The sequence below is a fragment of the Xanthomonas hyacinthi genome, assembly GCF_009769165.1.
Classification (GTDB): Bacteria; Pseudomonadota; Gammaproteobacteria; order Xanthomonadales; family Xanthomonadaceae; genus Xanthomonas_A; species Xanthomonas_A hyacinthi.
This window is the reverse complement of the sequence record NZ_CP043476.1, coordinates 4,357,831-4,374,681: the sequence shown is the minus strand read 5'-3', so window position 1 is coordinate 4,374,681 and position 16,851 is coordinate 4,357,831. Positions and strand designations below refer to the sequence as shown.

General features: G+C 69.9%; 15 protein-coding genes. All 15 read left to right on the top strand.

Going from position 1 to position 16,851, the window contains the following annotated elements; genetic code table 11:
- Position 1: 1 nt before the first annotated feature.
- Complete coding sequence (locus tag FZ025_RS19205) at positions 2–757, top strand: SDR family NAD(P)-dependent oxidoreductase (protein WP_046981782.1); 756 nt, start codon at positions 2–4, stop codon at positions 755–757.
- Positions 754–1,533: an SDR family NAD(P)-dependent oxidoreductase gene (locus FZ025_RS19200; protein ID WP_046981783.1), complete on the top strand. Its 780-nt coding sequence runs from the start codon at positions 754–756 to the stop codon at positions 1,531–1,533. Before FZ025_RS19205 ends, FZ025_RS19200 begins: the two co-directional genes overlap by 4 nt.
- A complete protein-coding gene (locus FZ025_RS19195) occupies positions 1,530–2,177 on the top strand; it encodes an acetyltransferase (RefSeq protein WP_104558570.1) in 648 nt (215 codons plus the stop codon). Before FZ025_RS19200 ends, FZ025_RS19195 begins: the two co-directional genes overlap by 4 nt.
- Positions 2,178–2,190: 13 nt before the next feature.
- Complete coding sequence (locus tag FZ025_RS19190; RefSeq protein ID WP_104558571.1) at positions 2,191–3,330, top strand: aromatic ring-hydroxylating oxygenase subunit alpha; 1,140 nt, start codon at positions 2,191–2,193, stop codon at positions 3,328–3,330.
- A complete protein-coding gene (locus FZ025_RS19185; protein WP_046981200.1) occupies positions 3,327–3,956 on the top strand; it encodes an LbetaH domain-containing protein in 630 nt (209 codons plus the stop codon). Before FZ025_RS19190 ends, FZ025_RS19185 begins: the two co-directional genes overlap by 4 nt.
- Positions 3,953–5,074, top strand: a complete 1,122-nt coding sequence (locus tag FZ025_RS19180; RefSeq protein ID WP_046981199.1) for an FkbM family methyltransferase — start codon at positions 3,953–3,955, stop codon at positions 5,072–5,074. Before FZ025_RS19185 ends, FZ025_RS19180 begins: the two co-directional genes overlap by 4 nt.
- Positions 5,075–5,344: 270 nt before the next feature.
- Positions 5,345–8,866 carry a glycosyltransferase gene (locus FZ025_RS19175; RefSeq protein WP_046981198.1) on the top strand — a complete coding sequence of 1,174 codons (3,522 nt, stop codon included), beginning with the start codon at positions 5,345–5,347 and terminating at the stop codon, positions 8,864–8,866.
- A 348-nt stretch (positions 8,867–9,214) separates the two neighbouring features.
- Complete coding sequence (fliE, locus tag FZ025_RS19170) at positions 9,215–9,577, top strand: flagellar hook-basal body complex protein FliE (RefSeq protein ID WP_046981197.1); 363 nt, start codon at positions 9,215–9,217, stop codon at positions 9,575–9,577.
- 11 nt (positions 9,578–9,588) lie between these two features.
- Positions 9,589–11,301, top strand: a complete 1,713-nt coding sequence (gene fliF / locus FZ025_RS19165; protein ID WP_046981196.1) for a flagellar basal-body MS-ring/collar protein FliF — start codon at positions 9,589–9,591, stop codon at positions 11,299–11,301.
- A gap of 10 nt (positions 11,302–11,311) precedes the next feature.
- Positions 11,312–12,301, top strand: coding sequence for a flagellar motor switch protein FliG (gene fliG / locus FZ025_RS19160; RefSeq protein WP_046981195.1), 990 nt, complete (start codon positions 11,312–11,314; stop codon positions 12,299–12,301).
- Positions 12,298–12,918 carry a FliH/SctL family protein gene (locus FZ025_RS19155; RefSeq protein ID WP_046981194.1) on the top strand — a complete coding sequence of 207 codons (621 nt, stop codon included), beginning with the start codon at positions 12,298–12,300 and terminating at the stop codon, positions 12,916–12,918. Before fliG ends, FZ025_RS19155 begins: the two co-directional genes overlap by 4 nt.
- Positions 12,915–14,291 carry a FliI/YscN family ATPase gene (locus tag FZ025_RS19150; protein ID WP_046981193.1) on the top strand — a complete coding sequence of 459 codons (1,377 nt, stop codon included), beginning with the start codon at positions 12,915–12,917 and terminating at the stop codon, positions 14,289–14,291. The genes FZ025_RS19155 and FZ025_RS19150 overlap by 4 nt, the downstream gene beginning before the upstream one ends.
- Positions 14,292–14,294: 3 nt before the next feature.
- Positions 14,295–14,762, top strand: a complete 468-nt coding sequence (gene fliJ / locus FZ025_RS19145; RefSeq protein WP_046981192.1) for a flagellar export protein FliJ — start codon at positions 14,295–14,297, stop codon at positions 14,760–14,762.
- Complete coding sequence (locus tag FZ025_RS19140; protein ID WP_104558572.1) at positions 14,759–16,084, top strand: flagellar hook-length control protein FliK; 1,326 nt, start codon at positions 14,759–14,761, stop codon at positions 16,082–16,084. Before fliJ ends, FZ025_RS19140 begins: the two co-directional genes overlap by 4 nt.
- A gap of 226 nt (positions 16,085–16,310) precedes the next feature.
- The gene (locus FZ025_RS19135; protein WP_046979385.1) at positions 16,311–16,847 is read left to right on the top strand and encodes a flagellar basal body-associated FliL family protein; all 537 of its coding nucleotides are present in this window, start codon (positions 16,311–16,313) and stop codon (positions 16,845–16,847) included.
- Positions 16,848–16,851: the final 4 nt, after the last annotated feature.

Below are 16,851 nucleotides of genomic sequence, written 5' to 3'. Positions count from 1 at the left end.
GATGGCGGCTTCCACTGAGGCGTTCAGCCTGATGGACAAGGTCGTGCTGGTGACCGGGGCCTCTTCGGGCATCGGTGCGGCCACCGCCAGGCTGTGCGCGCGCCTGGGCGCCAGGCTGGTGCTCACCGGCCGCGATGCCGCGCGCCTGGATGCCGTGTTGCAGACGCTCGAAGGCGATGGCCATGTCAGCGTGATCGGCGACCTGACCGACGCGCAGACCCGGCAGCAGTTGCTCGATGCTGCCGACGGCTACCACGGCCTGGTGTCCTGCGCCGGGGTCGCCGCCCTGGTGCCGTTCCGCATGGCCGCCGAGAAGCATCTGCAGCAGATGCTGGCGGTCAACTATCTGGCGCCGATCAGCCTGACTCAGCAGCTGCTGTTCAAGCGGCGCCTGCGCGACAACGCCTCGCTGGTGTTCATGTCCGCGTTGTCGGCGCGCGCGGCACCGCAAGCGGCGGCCGGCTACGCCGCCTCCAAAGCGGCGCTGGAAGCGGCGGTGCGTACCCTGGCGCTGGAGCAGGCCAGGCATGGCATCCGCGCCAACTGCATCGCGCCGGGCTATGTGGATACGCCGATGCTGGAAAAACTGGGCACGGCGACGGACATGGACGACAAGATCGGCCTGACCCCGCTGGGCCGCATCGATCCGCACGACATCGCCAAGGGCGCCGTGTATCTGCTCTCCGCCGCGAGCCGCTGGATCACCCGCAGCACCTTGACCATCGATGGCGGCATCTCCCTGCCGATACGCTTATGACCGAGCACGCAGCCGCATCCTCTTTCGATATCGCGTCGGCGCTGTTGCGCGACATGTTCGGCCTGCAAGGCAAGACGGTGCTGGTGACCGGTGCGTCCAAGGGCATCGGCCAAGCCGTCGCGCAGACCTGCGCCGCAGCGGGCGCCGGTGTGCTCCTCGCTGGACGCGACGCCGTGCGCCTGGAGGCGGTGCTCGCATCGCTGGACGGCGATGGGCACCGGTTGTTCGTCGGCGACCTCAGCGATTCGACCACCTTGCAGCGCCTGGCGGTGGAAAGCGGCCCGGTCGATGGCCTGGTGCACAGCGCCGGCATCCGCGGCCTGGCGCCAATGAAGCTGGTCGGCGAGAGCTTCCTCAAGGAGGTGCTGGACATCAACTACGTCGCGCCGGTGATGCTGACCAGGCACCTGCTCGCACGCCAATCCATCCGTGCCGGCGGCTCGATCGTCTTCATCTCGTCCATTGCCGCATTGACCGGCACGGTCGGCGTCGGCCCCTATGCCGGCTCCAAGGCGGCGTTGATCGGCACGCTGCGGCCGCTGGCGCTGGAGCTGGCGCGGCGCAACATCCGCGCCAACGCGCTGTGCCCCGGCCTGGTCGAGACCACGCTGATCACCGAGGACAAGAGCTGGTTCGAGGAAAGCCGCAAACGCTATCCGCTCGGGGTCGGGCAACCGGACGATGTCGCCCTGGCCTGCCTGTACTTTCTTTCCAACGCCAGCGACAAGGTCACCGGACAGGCGTTCAGCATGGACGGCGGCGTGGAATTCGCATGAGCAGCCTCTCGTTCTGGCATGTGCTGATCGTCGGCGCCGGCGGCTTCGGCAAGGGCGTGGCCGCGATGGCCTGTCACGACGATCCGGGGTTCGGAACGAAGTGGGACATCAAGGGCTTCCTCGACGATCGCGCCGAACTGGGGAATACCACGCGCTGGCCGATCGTCGGCGATCCGCATACCTACCAGCCGGTCGAAGGCGACCTGTTCGTCTGCGCGCTGGGCGATCCGGCCACGCGCCGTCGCTACACCCGCGCGCTGCTGGAGAAAGGTGCGGACTTCATGGTGCTGCGCCCGCGCCTGCGCGAAGCCTCGGCCACGCCGATCGGGCGCGGCAGCCTGTTCGAAGTCGGCGTCTCGATCGGCGCGGACAGCCGCATCGGCGAATTCGTCGTCATCCTGTCCACCACCATCATCGGTCACGACGTGACGATCGGCGACTACGTGCAGATCGGCAATTTCGTCTTCATCGGCGGCGGCGTCCGCGTCGGCAGCGATGTGCTCATCCACCCGCATTCCACCCTGATCCCCGGGATCACCGTCGGTGATGGCGCGGTGATCGGCGCCGGCAGCGTGGTAGTCAGGGACGTCCCGCCCAACGTCACCGTGGCCGGCAATCCCGCACGCACCATCTTCAGCAAGTAGCAGGACCTGCACCATGACCCGCCACGCACTCGATGCCGAGCACTACATCAGCGAGCACAGCCTGCGCCTGGAGCAGGCGCGGCTGTTCGGCAAGCTGTGGAATTTCGTCGGCTTTTCCTCGATGGTGCGCGAACGCAACCAGTTCTTCGCGCGCCAGGTGGCCGGCGTGCCGGTGTTGGTGCAACGCACCGACGCGGGTATTCGCGCCTTCCTCAACCAGTGCCCGCACCGCCAGTCGGCGATCCAGATCGAGCGCCAAGGCAAGCGCCCGCTGGTCTGCCCCTACCACGCCTGGTCGTTCGGCGCGGAAGGCGAGTTGCGCGGGCTGCCCAATTCCGGGCTGTACCAGTTCAGTGCGGAAGAGAAAGCCGGCATCTGCCTGACACAGTTCCGTCTGGAACAGATCGGCCAGTTGCTGTTCGTGAACTTCTCGGACGATCCGCTGCCGCTGCAGGAGCAGTTCTCGCCCGAGTTTCTGGAGGATATCCGCGCAGCGTCGATGCACCTGGATTCGCAGATCATCTACAGCTGCCACCGCGTGCGCTACAACTGGAAGTTGAACATGGAGAACGTGAAGGACTACAACCATGTCCCGTTCGTCCATCCCAAGACGTTCAGCCCGCTGATGGCGGACGCGCCCAAGCCGTCCGGCAACGTGGAGCGACCGGCGGACGTTCCCTCCGAGGTGCAGCAGCTTCTGCAGGTGCCCGCCCACCCTGCCCTGAGCGAACTGAGCTTCTCGGTCAAGGGAGCGATCACGCCGCAGGTGAATTGGTTCCGCGATCTTTGCGAAGCGTATGGCGAAGATTCGGCCTACTACAACTGGTTCATTTATCCAAACGTGAACTTCTGCAGCGTCCGCGGCGATTACTTCCTGCTGCAGCAGTACGATCCGGTGTCCGCGCACGAAACCGACTACCACCTGTGGGTGATGACCGCGCGGCGAAAGAGCGAGCGCACCGATTTCACCGCACTGTTGAGCAATCTGATCCGCGGCGAGCGCATCGTCATCGCCGAGGACACCGTGTTGCTGGAACGCATGCAGGCCGGCTTCGGCGCGCATTCGCCGCGATTCATGCACGGCGACTACGAAACGCAGCTGGTGCGGCAGCACCTGTGGTATCGCGCCAACGTGCTGGGAGAGCTGGCATGACGTCGCTCGTATTGCTGGGCGAAGGCGCTGCGCTGGAGCAGGCGCAGCGTACCGCGCAGGACTGCGGGCTTGTGCATACGCGTCTGGCGCTGACGTCGGCCGACCACTACAACTTCGATCTTGGCGAACTGCTGGCGCGCTACGTTGCCAGCAACACCGAGGTGTTCGTCGCGCTCGACGAACGCGCGGTCAACCATGCGCGGCACAAGTTGCTGGCCGACGTGCGCCTGGCCGGCTATCGCACGATCAATCTGGTCTCGCCGCATGCCCACGTCGATACCGACGTGCGTCTGATGGGCAATGTCTATGTCGGCCCCGGCTGCAACCTGGCCGGCGGCAGCAGCATCGGTCCCGGCAGCTGGCTGGAACGGCAAGTGATCATCGAGCGCAACGTGCGTCTTGGCGCCTGCGTCACCCTGCAGGCCGGCGTCCTGCTCGGCCACGACGTGGAGATCGGACAAGGCAGCACCCTGGGCAGCGGCTGCGTCGCGCCAGCCGAAGCCAGAATCGGCCGCCATTGCGAGTGGCTGTTGCCGAGCATGCTTCCGCCGGTCCTGCCGGACCGCTCTTTTCATGACGCCTTGATGCCCCAAGGCGCACGCATTCTCAACGGCGGACGAGCATGACCCAGACCAATCGAAGCGATGCGGACCTGCTGGAAGCCTGCATGCAGGTGGACAGCATCGTGTTTCTGGCACCGAGTTCCTACCTCGGGGATTTCGTCGCGCCGCTCGTCGGCCAATTGCGGCAACGCTCCGCAACGCTGCGCCTGATCGCGGCGGACGACTACCTCCATGCCAATCGCGACAAGGCCCCGGACTTCGACGAGATCCGCACCGTCGCCGCCCACTTCTCAAGCCCGCAGCAGCCGAATTCGATTGCGGTGAACTGCTCCTTCTTGCTGTCGACGTGGCTGTACTTCGATCACCTGGCGCGTGCGCTGCCAGGCAGAGTAGTCGATCTGCCAGAACTGCTCTATGCCCTGGACAGGCCGTGGATCTATCAGACGGGAAAGCTCATGCGCGCGCAGACGCAAGAGCACGCGGCCGATTTCGCCGCATTGAGATCGCGTCTGCAAGACGAGCTCAGCCGCACCACCCTGGACGCGATCCTGCGCCTGCGCATGACCGGCAACCGGGCGGAGTTGCTGGACGTGATCTGTCCGATGGAACAGGAATACTTCTCCATGTATTCCTCCAGCAACACCCCGATCGTACTGCACGACCACGAGCACTACGTCGACATCGGCGCCTACGATGGCGACACGGTCGGCAAGTTCATGACCGCGGCACGCCACCGCTACGCATCGATCCACGCCTACGAACCGGACCCGCGCAACTTCGCCGCCCTGCAACGCCGCCTGCAGTCCACCTCCGGCCCAATTTTCCTTCACAACGAAGCCGTGTCCGATTCCAACCAGCCCTTGTCGTTCCTGGCCAGCGGCACCATGGGCAGCCGGGTCGAGGCCAACGGCGATATCCAGGTGCCCAGCGTGCGCCTGGACGAGGTGCTGGAGCAGGTCACGCTGCTGAAGATGGACGTGGAAGGTTTCGAGCCGCAGGTCTTGCGCGGCGCGGCCGAGCTGATCGGCCGCTGCCGGCCGCGCATGGCGATCACCTGCTACCACCATGCACTGGACCTGCTGGACATCGTCGCCGTGCTCGATGCGATCTATCCGGGGGCCAAATTCCGGCTGCGCCACTACTCGATGTATTTCTACGACACCATCCTCTACGTGGAGTGAGGCCGCAGGGCACGCGGCCGCCGTTGGCCGCGGCCGCTCCAATGGCCGTCCGCGCAGACTTCCGCCCTGCCCGCCAACGCGGCGTCGCCTCCGCCCGCGGTTGGCGGGCCGGGCTTGGCTCTGCGTCGCCGAGTGCCGCAGCGCGCAGCACCCGACCCGCCACGGCACATAGTTTGCATCGGTGACGGATCGGCAGCACCGACGCCGGCGTCCGTTCATGGCGGAAACCGGGGCCGGGGCTTCCCTCCTTTTTCGAGACGGTCAATCCCCATGAGTGGCAACGCCCTGGTCAGCATCGTCATGCCGGCCTACAAGTTCCGGTACGTCGAGCGGGCGCTGGACAGCGTGCTCGGCCAGACCTATCCGGCGCTGGAACTGGTGATCTGCGACGACAATCCCGATGGCGCGATCGCCGCGGCGGTCGAGCGCAAGCGCGCAAGCGCGAGCTTCCCGATCCGCTACGAACGCAACCCCAGCCGCCTGGGCGAGCTCGGCAGCACCATCAAGGGCATCGGCCTGGCGCAGGGCGAATACGTCAAATTCCTGCACGACGACGACGTGCTGGAACCGGATTGCATCGCCGCGCTGGTGCGGGCCATGCAGCTCGGCCCCGATGTGGTGCTGGCCTCCTCGCGCCGGCAGCGCATCGACAGCGACGATGCGCCGTTGCCGGACATCCCCGCCACCAGCTTTCCCTTCGCCGGCGACGTGCTGCTCGACGGCCCCGAACTGCTGTCCTTCCTCGCCGACCACACCATCAACTTCATCGGCGAACCCAGCTGCGTGCTGTGCCGGCGCCAGGATCTGCTGGAGATCGGCGACCAGCTGATGATGCTCGATGGCCGGGTGATCCACTGGGTCGGCGACCTGGCCCTGTACGCCAAGCTGCTGCACCGCGGCAACCTGGCCCTGCTGGCCAGGCCGCTGACCCGCTTCCGGGTGTCGCAGGACCAGTACAGCCAGGCCGGCCGCGACCAGCCGGGGATCGGCGACCAGGGCCACGACGATTTCCGCCGCGGCGTGCGCGCGATGGGCTGGTACCGCGGCGACGGCGACGTGCGCATGGTCCGCGTGGCCGCGCTGGGCGGCGACGACGCCGAACCGGTCGATCTGCTGCAGGCGATCCAGGCCGCGTATGCGCGCGGCCGCGCACAGCTGGCGCTGCGCGACTGGCAGGCGCAGCGGCAGCTGCCGCCGGCCAAGCGTGCCCTGTATGACGCGCGCCTGGCGGAGCTGGGCGGCGGCGCGCGGATCGCGGTGCTGCTGGATGCGCGCAGCGCGGACCCGGCCGCGCTGCAGGCGAGCCTGCACAGCCTGCTGCTGGACGGCGCCGCCTTCGCCACGCTGAGCGTGGCCGTGCTCGGCGCCGCGGCGGCCACGCCGTGGCCGGATCCGCGGGTCCGGCATCTGCCGCTGGCGCCGGCCGAGGCGGCGGCGGATCTCAACTTCGCGCTGGCCAAACTGACGCATGCGGACTGGTTCCTGTGCGCCGGCGCCGGCACCCGTTTCTGCGCAGGCGGGCTGCTGCGGCTGCTGCTGGAACTGGCCCAGCATCCGCACTGCAGCGCGCTGTATGCCGACGAATGGCTGGCGCTGGACGACCAGACTCTGGCGCCGGTGCTGCGTCCGGATCCGGACCTGGACCTGCTGCTGGGCAACCCGCTGGCGACCGCCGGCCACTGGGTGTTCCGCCGCGCGCTGGTGCAGGAGCTGGGCGGCTTCGATCCCGATCATGACGGCGCGCTGGAACTGGAGCTGATCCTGCGCCTGTTCCAGCGCGATGCCGGCGCCGGCATCGCGCATCTGCCCGAGCCGCTGCTGATCGCGCCGCCGGTCGACGCCGCCGCTGGCGCCGACCCGCGCCAGCGCGCCGTCGCCAGCCACCTGCGCGCGCGCGGCTACGCGGCCGCCCAGGTCCATGCGCTGCCAGGCGGGCTGCAGCGCATCGACTACGGCCACGCTCAGCAGCCGCCGGTCTCGATCATGGTGATCGCCGAGGACAACCTGCCGGCGCTGCAGCGCCTCGTGGTCGGCCTGCTCGAGCACACCACCTACCCCGCCTACGAATTGCTGCTGGTCGACAACGCCAGCAGCTCGCCAGCGGTCGGCGAATGGCTGCAGGCGGTGGCCGAACTGGGCAACGGCCGCATCCGCGTGTTCGCGCTGGAGCAGCGCGTGACCCAGACCGAGGCGCGCAACCTGGCCGCGACCCAGGCGCGCGGCGACTACCTGCTGTTTCTGGACGCCGACAGCGCCGTGGTCCAGGGTCGCTGGCTGCACGAACTGATGAACCACGCGCAGCGTCCGGAGGTCGGCATCGTCGGCGCCAAGGGCGTGTCCGCGGATGGCACCATCACCCACGCCGGGCTGCTGCCCGGGCTACTGCCCGGCGCCGGCCATGCCTTCGCCGGCGAGCCGATGGCGCAGGCCGGCTACATGGGCCGGCGGCAGGTGGCGCACCGCTACAGCGCGGTGTCCGAGCGCTGCATGCTGGTGCGGCGCGCCTTGTTCGAGCAGCTGTCCGGGTTCGATGCGGCCGGCTTCGCCGACGGCGGCGCCGACGTGGACCTGTGCCTGCGCGCCGCGGCGCTGGGCGAATGGACCATCTGGACGCCGGAGGCGCTGCTGCTGCAGCCCGCCGCGCCACCGCGGCCGCAAAGCGCGGACGATGCCCTGCTGCAACGCTGGCTGCCGGTCATGGCGCACGATCCGGCGTACTCGCCGAGCCTGGGCCTGGAGCAGCCGGGCGGTTTCAAGCTGGGCGAATCCGAGTTCTCCTGGCAGCCGCTGTCGTGGAAGCCGCTGCCGCGGATCCTGGCCCATCCCGGCGACGCGTTCGGCAGCGGCCACTACCGGGTGATCCAGCCGTTCCAGGCGCTGGCCGAGGCCGGGCAGATCGATGGCGTCTACTACGCGCGCCTGCTCGACCCGGTGGAGATGCAGCGCGTCGCCCCGGATGCGGTGCTGGTGCAGCGCCGGGTCGGCGATGCGGAACTGGCGAAGATGGAGCGCATGCGCCGCTTCTCCGCCGCATTCAAGGTCTACGAACTGGACGACTACCTGCCCAACCTGCCGCTGAAGAGCGCGCATCGCGAGCAGATGCCCAAGGACGTGCTGCGCTCGCTGCGCCGGGCTGCGGCGCTGGTGGACCGGGTGGTGGTGTCCACCCCGACCCTGGCCGAGGCCCTCGCCGGCCTGCATGCGGACATCCGCGTGATCCACAACCGGCTGGATCCGCGCATGTGGGGCGAGCTGGCCATGACGGCCGCAACCGGCAGCGGCGGCAAGCCGCGGGTCGGCTGGGCCGGCGGCGCCAGCCACACCGGCGACCTGGAACTGATCGCCGACGTGGTGCAGGCGCTGGCCGGCGAGGTGCACTGGGTGTTCATGGGCATGTGCCCGCCGCGGCTGCGCCCGCACGTGGCCGAAGTGCACCCGGGGGTGGACTTCGAGCGCTATCCGCAGGCGCTGGCCGCGCTGCGCCTGGACCTGGCGCTGGCGCCGCTGGAAGACAACCTGTTCAACCGCTGCAAGAGCAATCTGCGCCTGCTCGAATACGGCGCCTGCGGCTACCCGGTGATCGCCAGCGACCTGCCGCCGTACCAGGGCGGGCTGCCGGCGACCCTGGTCAAGAACCGGTTCCGCGACTGGGTCAACGCGATCCGCCTGCACCTGGCCGATGCCGCGGCCAGCGCCGCAGCCGGCGCCGCGCTGCACGCGGCGGTGCGCCGCGACTGGATGTTGCAAGGCGCCAACCTGCAGGCCTGGCGCGCCGCGTGGCTACCGGACTGAGCCGCCCGGCCGACGCGGCCGGCATCCTCGCTCGGACCTAACCCGCAGCCGCCCGGCACCGGCACCGGGTGCAACGCGTCAATCGGCCGACACCGACGGCCGCGACCCTCTGCCGCGCCGCGCCGGGAAGCCGACGCCGGCGCCGCCGAGCCCTCGCACGGCACGCGCCTCCCTTCTCCCCCCGGGAGAAGGTGCCCCGAAGGGGCGGATGAGGGTACGGGCGAAGCTTCGTGTCATTCGATGCGCCCTGCGTTCGCCCGTCCTTCTGCGTCGCGATCGGCGCCCGCCGGTTTTCGGCACACCGCTTGCATCCATCCCCGGTAGCCGCCCCGGCATGGACATCCCCATATGAGCGACTCCATCAGTTCCATCCTCTCGCAGATCCGCAGCTACCAGAGCCAGGTCGGCCAGGCCGCGCCTGCGCAGGTGGCCGATGCGGCGCGCAGCAATGCGATCGAGGGCCTGACCGGGACCCAGGGCACGCAGGGCCCGAGCTTCAGCGAGACCCTGCGCAGCGCGATCAGCGGCGTCAACGAAACCCAGCAGAAGGCCGGCGATCTGGCCAAGGCCTTCGAAATGGGCGACCCCAACGCCGGCCTGGCCAAGGTGATGATGGCCGCGCAACAGTCCCAGGTGGCGTTCCGCGCCACCGTGGAAGTCCGCAACCGACTCGTCCAGGCGTACCAGGACGTGATGAACATGCCGCTGTAAGGTAGACGACGATGGCCCTTGCGCTCAGCAAAGACACCCTCAACGGCGAAAAGGCAGGCGCCTGGTTCGATCGCCTGCAGAGCCTGCAGATCACCCGCCGCATCGGCTTGATGGCGATGATCGCGGTGGCCGTGGCCGCGGGCCTGTTCGTGTTTTTCTGGTCGCAGAAGCCCGCCTACACCCCGCTGTACACCGGCCTGGACGAAAAAGGCACGGCCGAGGCCACCGACCTGCTGCGCACCGCGCAGATCCCGTTCAAGCTCGACCATGCCACCGGCGCGATCACCGTGCCGGAGGACAAGCTCTACGACGCGCGGCTGAAGCTGGCCGGCTCCGGCCTGACCGACAGCGGCAACATGGGCTTCGAGGTCATGGAGAAGGACCCGGGCTTCGGCGTCAGCCAGTTTGTCGAGAACGCGCGCTACCAGCACGCGCTGGAGACCGAACTGGCGCGCACCATCGCCAGCCTGCGCCCGGTGCGCGAGGCGCGGGTGCACCTGGCCATTCCCAAGCCCAGCGCGTTCACCCGCCAGCGCGAGGTGGCCAGCGCCTCGGTGGTGCTGGAACTGCGCGGCGGCACCACCCTGGAACGCAACCAGGTCGATGCGATCGTCAACATGGTCGCCTCCAGCATCCCCGACCTGACCCCGCAGCGGGTCACCGTGGTCGACCAGAGCGGGCGCATGCTGACCATCGCCGACCCGAACAGCGACGCGGCCCTGAACGCGGCCCAGTTCGAGCAGGTGCGGCGCCAGGAAAGCTCCTACAACCAGCGCATCCGCGAGCTGCTGGAGCCGATGACCGGCCCCGGCCGGGTCAATCCGGAGGTCAGCGTGGACATGGATTTCTCGGTCACCGAGGAAGCGCGCGAGCTATACAACGGCGAGCCGCCGAAGCTGCGCAGCGAGCAGGTCAGCGACAGCAGCAGCGCCGCGAGCGGCCCGCAGGGCGTGCCCGGCGCGACCAGCAATTCGCCGCCCGGCGCGGCCGCGCCGGGACAGCCCGGCGCCGCCGGCACCCCGGGCGCCACCCCGGCCAACACCCAGCAGGCGGCCGCCGCGACCCCGACCGAAAGCTCCAAGAGCGCCACCCGCAACTACGAGCTGGACCGCACCCTGCAGCACACCCGGCAGCCGCCGGGCCGGATCAAGCGGGTGTCGGTGGCGGTGCTGGTCGACCATGTGCCGCGGCCGGGCGCCAAGGGCAAGATGGTCGAGCAGGCGCTCAGCGCCGCCGAGCTGACCCGCATCGAAGGCCTGGTCAAGCAGGCGGTCGGCTTCAACGCCGAGCGCGGCGACACCGTCTCGGTGATGAATGCCCCGTTCGTGCGCGAAGCGCCGGAAGCGGCGGACAAGCCGGGTTGGTGGGAAGATCCGCGGGTGATGAACGGCTTGCGCCTGCTGCTCGGCGCGGCGGTGGTGCTGGCCCTGCTGTTCGGCGTGCTGCGCCCGGCGCTGCGCCAGATCGCCGGCCCGGCGCCGGCCAGGAGCAAGACCAAGGACAAGTCCGAACCGCACAGCGCCAACGTGTCGATGCTCAACGACGAGGACCCGCTGCTGCCGTCGATGGCCGAGGATACCGCCAGCATCGGCAGCGGCAGCCGTGCCGCGATCGCCCTGCCCGACGCCTACGAGGAGCGTCTGCGCCTGGCGCGCGAAGCGGTCAAGCAGGATTCCAAGCGTGTCGCGCAAGTCGTGAAGGGATGGGTGGCCAGTGAAGCCTGATGCAGCTGCGATGAACGGGACCCAGCGCGCCGCGGTGCTGCTGCTGTCGCTCGGCGAAAGCGATGCGGCCGAAGTGCTCAAGCACATGGACCCCAAGGAGGTGCAGAAGATCGGCATCGCCATGGCCACCATGAGCGGCATCTCGCGCGACCAGGTCGAGAAGGTCATGGACGAGTTCAACAACGAACTCGGCAGCAAGACCTCGCTGGGCGTGGGCGCCGACGACTACATCCGCAACGTGCTGGTGCAGGCGCTGGGCGCGGACAAGGCCGGCAACCTGATCGACCGCATCCTGCTCGGCCGCAACACCACCGGCCTGGACACGCTGAAGTGGATGGACCCGCGCGCGGTCGCCGACCTGGTGCGCAACGAGCACCCGCAGATCATCGCCATCGTCATGGCGCACCTGGACAGCGACCAGGCCGCCGAGGCGCTGAAGATCCTGCCCGAGCGCGTGCGCGCCGACGTGCTGATGCGCATCGCCACCCTCGACGGCATCCCGCCGAACGCGCTGAACGAACTCAACGAGATCATGGAGCGGCAGTTCGCCGGCAACCAAAACCTGAAGTCGTCCAACGTCGGCGGGGTCAAGGTCGCCGCCAACATCCTCAACTTCATGGACAGCGGCCAGGACCAGGGCGTGCTGGCGGCGATCAGCAAGATCGACGCCGAACTCAGCATCCGCATCCAGGACCTGATGTTCGTGTTCGACAACCTGGTCGAGCTGGAAGACCGCGCGCTGCAGACTCTGCTGCGCGAAGTCAGCGGCGATCGCCTCGGCCTGGCCCTGCGCGGCGCCGACATCAAGGTGCGCGAGAAGATCACCAAGAACATGTCGCAGCGCGCCGCCGAGATCCTGCTCGAGGACATGGAGGCGCGCGGTCCGGTGCGCCTGGCCGACGTGGAAGGCGCGCAGAAGGAAATCCTGACGATCGTGCGGCGGCTGGCCGATGAGGGCGTGATCAGCCTCGGCGGCACCGGCGCGGAGGCGATGGTATGAGCGGCAACGTGGTGCGCTGGCTGGCGCCCGAACTCGATGCGGCCCCGCTGCCGGTGCAGCAGGACGAGGAGCAGCTGCCCGAAGAACCGGTGCTGCGCCCGCCGACCCTGGAAGACATCCAGGCGATCGAGGCGGCCGCACAGCACGAAGGCTTCGAGCGCGGCCACAGCGAGGGCCTGGCCCAGGGCCAGGCCGAGATCCGCCGCCTGACCGCGCAGATCGAAGGCATCCTGGACAATTTCTCGCGGCCGCTGGCGCGACTGGAGAACGAAGTGGTCGGCGCGCTCGGCGAACTGGCCGTGCGCATCGCCGGCAGCCTGGTCGGACGCGCCTACGAGGCCGATCCGGCGCTGCTGGCGGACCTGGTCGGCGAGGCGCTGGACGCGGTCGGCGGCGCGCGCCGCGAGGTCGAGGTGCGCCTGCACCCGGACGACATCGCCGCGCTGACCCCGCTGCTGGCGTTGATGGCCGACGGCACCCGGCTGGTGCCGGACCTGACCCTGAGCCGCGGCGACCTGCGCGTGCATGCCGAAGCGGTGCGCATCGACGGCACCCTGGAAGCGCGCCTGCGCGCGGCGCTGGAGACGGTGATGCGCAAGTCCGGAGCGGGCCTGTGAGCGCGCTGTCCGGCACCCATCCGGGCGACTGGCTGGACGCGCGCAATCTGCGCCTGGCCTCGCGCCTGGGCAGGCTCGGGCTCGACGCCGCCGCCGGCCGCGGCCTGATCCGCGAAGGCATCCTGCGCCGCGCGGTCGGGCTGACCCTGGAAGCGGTCGGCTGCGAGGCGCCGATGGGCGCCACCTGCAGGGTCGAGGTCGACGGCGGCTGGGTCGATGCCGAGGTGGTCGGCTTCTCCGGCGAGCGCACCTCGCTGATGCCCAGCGCCGAAACCCACGGCCTGCTGCCCAACGCACGGGTGGTGCCGGTGCGCCGCCGCGGCGGCGTGGAAGTGGGCGAAGGCCTGCTCGGCCGGGTCATCGACTCGGACGGCGTGCCGCTGGACGGCAAGGGCGCGATCCGCGCCGAAGGCTCGGTCGGCATGGCCGGCGTGTCGATCAACCCGCTGGCGCGCGAGCCGATCACCACCCCGCTGGACGTGGGCGTGCGCGCGATCAACGCACTGCTGCCGATCGGCCGCGGCCAGCGCGTGGGCCTGTTCGCCGGCTCCGGCGTCGGCAAGTCCACCCTGCTCGGGATGATGACCCGCTACACCGCCGCCGACGTGATCGTGGTCGGGCTGATCGGCGAACGCGGCCGCGAAGTGCGCGATTTCGTCGAAACCACGCTGGGCGAGGAAGGCCTGCGCCGCGCGGTGGTGGTGGCCGCGCCGGCCGACCGCCCGCCGCTGGCGCGCCTGCACGGCGCCTACCGCGCCACCGCGATCGCCGAATGGTTCCGCGACCAGGGCCTGAACGTGCTGCTGCTGATGGACTCGCTGACCCGCTTCGCCCAGGCGCAGCGCGAGATCGGCCTGTCGGTGGGCGAGCCGCCGACCACCCGCGGCTACCCGCCGTCGGTGTTCGCCAAGCTGCCGGCGCTGGTCGAGCGCGCCGGCAACGGCGCCAAGGGCCGCGGCTCGATCACCGCCTTCTACACCGTGCTGACCGAAGGCGACGATCCGCAGGACCCGATCGCCGACGCCGCCCGCGCCATCCTCGACGGCCACATCCTGCTGTCGCGGCGCGTCGCCGACAGCGGCCTGTATCCGGCCATCGACGTGGAATCCTCGGTCAGCCGCGTGGTCCAGGACATCGCCGACGAGCCGTGGCGGCTGCGCATCCGCGCGCTGAAGCGGCTGGTCTCGGCGTACTCGTCCAACCGCGACCTGATCACCATCGGCGCCTACCAGCGCGGTAACGATGCGGCCGTGGACGAAGCGCTGGAGCGCTGGCCGGAGATCATGGAATTCCTCGGACAGGATGTCGCCAAGGCCGCAGATCTACCCCACAGCCAGGCCGCCCTGAAGCGGCTGGTCGAACGTGAGAACTAAGCCATGATGCAATCACAGCGTCTCGATCCCCTGCTCCGCCGCGCCCAGCAGCACGAGGACGAGGTCGCCCGCGACCTGGCCGAGCGCCAGCGCGCGCTGGCGACCCACGAGTCGCGGCTGGAAGAACTGCGCTGCTACGCCGAGGAATACGCCAACAGCCAGATGGCCGCGACCAGCCTGGCGCAACTGGCCAACCGCCGCGCGTTCCTGGACCGCCTGGAGAGCGCGGTGCAGCAGCAGTGCCAGACCGTGGACCGCAACCGCGAGAAGGTGGAGATGGAACGCAGCCGCTTGCTGCTGGCCAGCCGCGACAAGCAGGTATTGGAGCAGCTGGCGGCCAGCTACCGCGCCCAGGAACGCAAGGTCGACGACCGCCGCAGCCAGCGCGAGATGGACGACCTCGGCGCGCGCCGGGTGCGCCTGGCGGTGGCCGCGGCCGACAGCGACAACGACAACGGGGACAGCCGATGAGCAACCCACTTTCCGCGCTGGGCGGCAGCGCCCGCACCGGCCGGCTCGGCGGCGGCGCCGACACGCAGGACCAGGACCGCGGCGACGGCCAGGACTTCGCCAAACTGCTCGGCAACGACGACACCCAGCGCGCCGCACCCAAGCCGGCGCCGCGGCCGAACCCCAACAAACCGCAGCAGGCGGCGACCGACAAGGACGCGACCGACAAGGACGCGGCAGCCAAGCGCCCGCAGAGCGAGCAAGACAACGCCAGCGAGCCGGCGCGCAGCGCGCAGGCCGGCAACCAGGCCGCACGCGACAACCAGAAGAGCAGCGACGAGTCCAAAGCCCCGGCCAAAGCGCCGGCCAAGAGCGCCAAGGCCGACCCCAAGCAGGGCGAGGACAGCGAGCAAGACGCCGGCTGGCCGCCGGCCGGCCTGGCCGGCATCGGCCTGAGTCTGTTGCCGGCGCTCGGCGCGGCGCTGCCCGCGGCCAGCACCGGTCCGCTGGGCGCGGCCGGCTTGGCGATCGGCGTCGCCGGTGCCGCCGCCCAGGGCGTGGCCGCGCTGCTCGGCGGCGACACCCTGGCGGCCGCGGCCGGCACCGACAGCGCTGGCGCCGGTGCGGCTGCGAGCGCCGCCGCGCCGACCGCGGCCGGCGCCGGCGCCAGCGCCAGCGCCCCCGGCGGCTTCGGCGGCATGCTGGCGCAGGTCGCCGGGGCCGCGGCGCAGGCGGCCAGCGGCGGCGACGCCGCGGCACCGGTCGCCGCGCTGGCCGCGCTGGCGAGCGCCGCGGACAAGAGCAGCGACAGCGGCAGCGACGTCGCCAGCACCGCCGCCGATCCGGTCAACCTGCTGGCGCCGGCCGGGATCCATGCGCCGTCGCGCAGCGTGGACGGCGCCGCGCCGTTCACCGGCTCGCCGACCCCCACGCCGAACCTGCACGGCGACAACTTCGACGACGAACTGGGTTCGCGCATGAGCTGGCTGGCGGACCAGAAGATCGGCCACGCGCACATCAAGCTCAGTCCTGCCGAGCTGGGCCCGGTCGAAGTGCGCCTGCACCTGAGCGGCGACCAGGTCAACGCCAGCTTCAGCAGCGCCCAGCCGGAAGTGCGCCAGGCGCTGGAGAACAGCCTGCCGCGGCTGCGCGACATGCTCGGCCAGCACGGCTTCCAGCTCGGCCAGGCGGACGTGGGCCAGCAGCAGCAACACGCGTCCCAGAACAACACCCCGCACGGCGCCACGGCGGGCGCCGGCGATGCCGGCGAGGACCTGCTGGGCAGCGTCGGGATTCCGGCAGCGGTGCTGCGCCAGCGCGGCCTGCTCGACGCCTACGCGTAGGCTGGGAGCGCCGCCGCGGCTGCGCAGGCGCGCACCGCATCTTGTGGGAGGGGCTTCAGCCCCGACGGGCTTCGCCGGTGAAGCCCGTCGGGGCTGAAGCCCCTCCCACAAACGGCCGCGGCAGCGGCATCGAACGCCACCGTCAAATATCCGGCAAGCCCCCCATGCCGTTTCGGCACACCGATTGCATCCTTAGGGGCAGAGTCCCCCTTCAAGGAGCCAATCCGTGGCAGCAGCAGCCGACAAATCGAAGAAATCCGCCGACGCCAAGGACGCCAAAGAGGCCCCGCAGGGCGGCAAGTCGAAGAAGAAGCTGCTGATCGTCGTCGCCGCGGCGGTGCTGGTGCTGGGCGGCGGCGGCGCCGGCGCCTGGTTCTTCCTGAAGAAGCCAGACCCCGCGCACGCCAAGGCCGCGGCCAAGACCGCCGAGCTGCCCAAGCCGGCGCAGTACTTCGCAATGGATCCGGCGTTCGTGGTCAACCTCAACGGCAGCCCGGACGACGGCCCGCACTACCTGCAGATGGAAGTGCAGCTGATGACCCGCGACCCGGAAGAACTGAAGCTGATCAGCGAGAACGCCCCGGCGATCCGCGCGCACCTGCTGATGCTGTTCTCGCAGGTGCAGGCGCAGGACATCGCCGACCTCGCCGGACGCAAGAAACTGCAGGCCGCGGCGCTGGCCGACGCGCAGAAGCTGATGAGCGCCGAGACCGGCAAGAAGTGCGTGGAAGACCTGCTGTTCACCAGCTTCGTGACCCAGTAAGGCG

Coding starts and splice junctions, on each gene's coding strand:
- FZ025_RS19205 (WP_046981782.1), top strand. CDS start 2: ATGGCGGCTTCCACTGAGGCGTTCAGCCTGATGGACAAGGTCGTGCTG.
- FZ025_RS19200 (WP_046981783.1), top strand. CDS start 754: ATGACCGAGCACGCAGCCGCATCCTCTTTCGATATCGCGTCGGCGCTG.
- FZ025_RS19195 (WP_104558570.1), top strand. CDS start 1,530: ATGAGCAGCCTCTCGTTCTGGCATGTGCTGATCGTCGGCGCCGGCGGC.
- FZ025_RS19190 (WP_104558571.1), top strand. CDS start 2,191: ATGACCCGCCACGCACTCGATGCCGAGCACTACATCAGCGAGCACAGC.
- FZ025_RS19185 (WP_046981200.1), top strand. CDS start 3,327: ATGACGTCGCTCGTATTGCTGGGCGAAGGCGCTGCGCTGGAGCAGGCG.
- FZ025_RS19180 (WP_046981199.1), top strand. CDS start 3,953: ATGACCCAGACCAATCGAAGCGATGCGGACCTGCTGGAAGCCTGCATG.
- FZ025_RS19175 (WP_046981198.1), top strand. CDS start 5,345: ATGAGTGGCAACGCCCTGGTCAGCATCGTCATGCCGGCCTACAAGTTC.
- fliE (WP_046981197.1), top strand. CDS start 9,215: ATGAGCGACTCCATCAGTTCCATCCTCTCGCAGATCCGCAGCTACCAG.
- fliF (WP_046981196.1), top strand. CDS start 9,589: ATGGCCCTTGCGCTCAGCAAAGACACCCTCAACGGCGAAAAGGCAGGC.
- fliG (WP_046981195.1), top strand. CDS start 11,312: ATGAACGGGACCCAGCGCGCCGCGGTGCTGCTGCTGTCGCTCGGCGAA.
- FZ025_RS19155 (WP_046981194.1), top strand. CDS start 12,298: ATGAGCGGCAACGTGGTGCGCTGGCTGGCGCCCGAACTCGATGCGGCC.
- fliJ (WP_046981192.1), top strand. CDS start 14,295: ATGATGCAATCACAGCGTCTCGATCCCCTGCTCCGCCGCGCCCAGCAG.
- FZ025_RS19140 (WP_104558572.1), top strand. CDS start 14,759: ATGAGCAACCCACTTTCCGCGCTGGGCGGCAGCGCCCGCACCGGCCGG.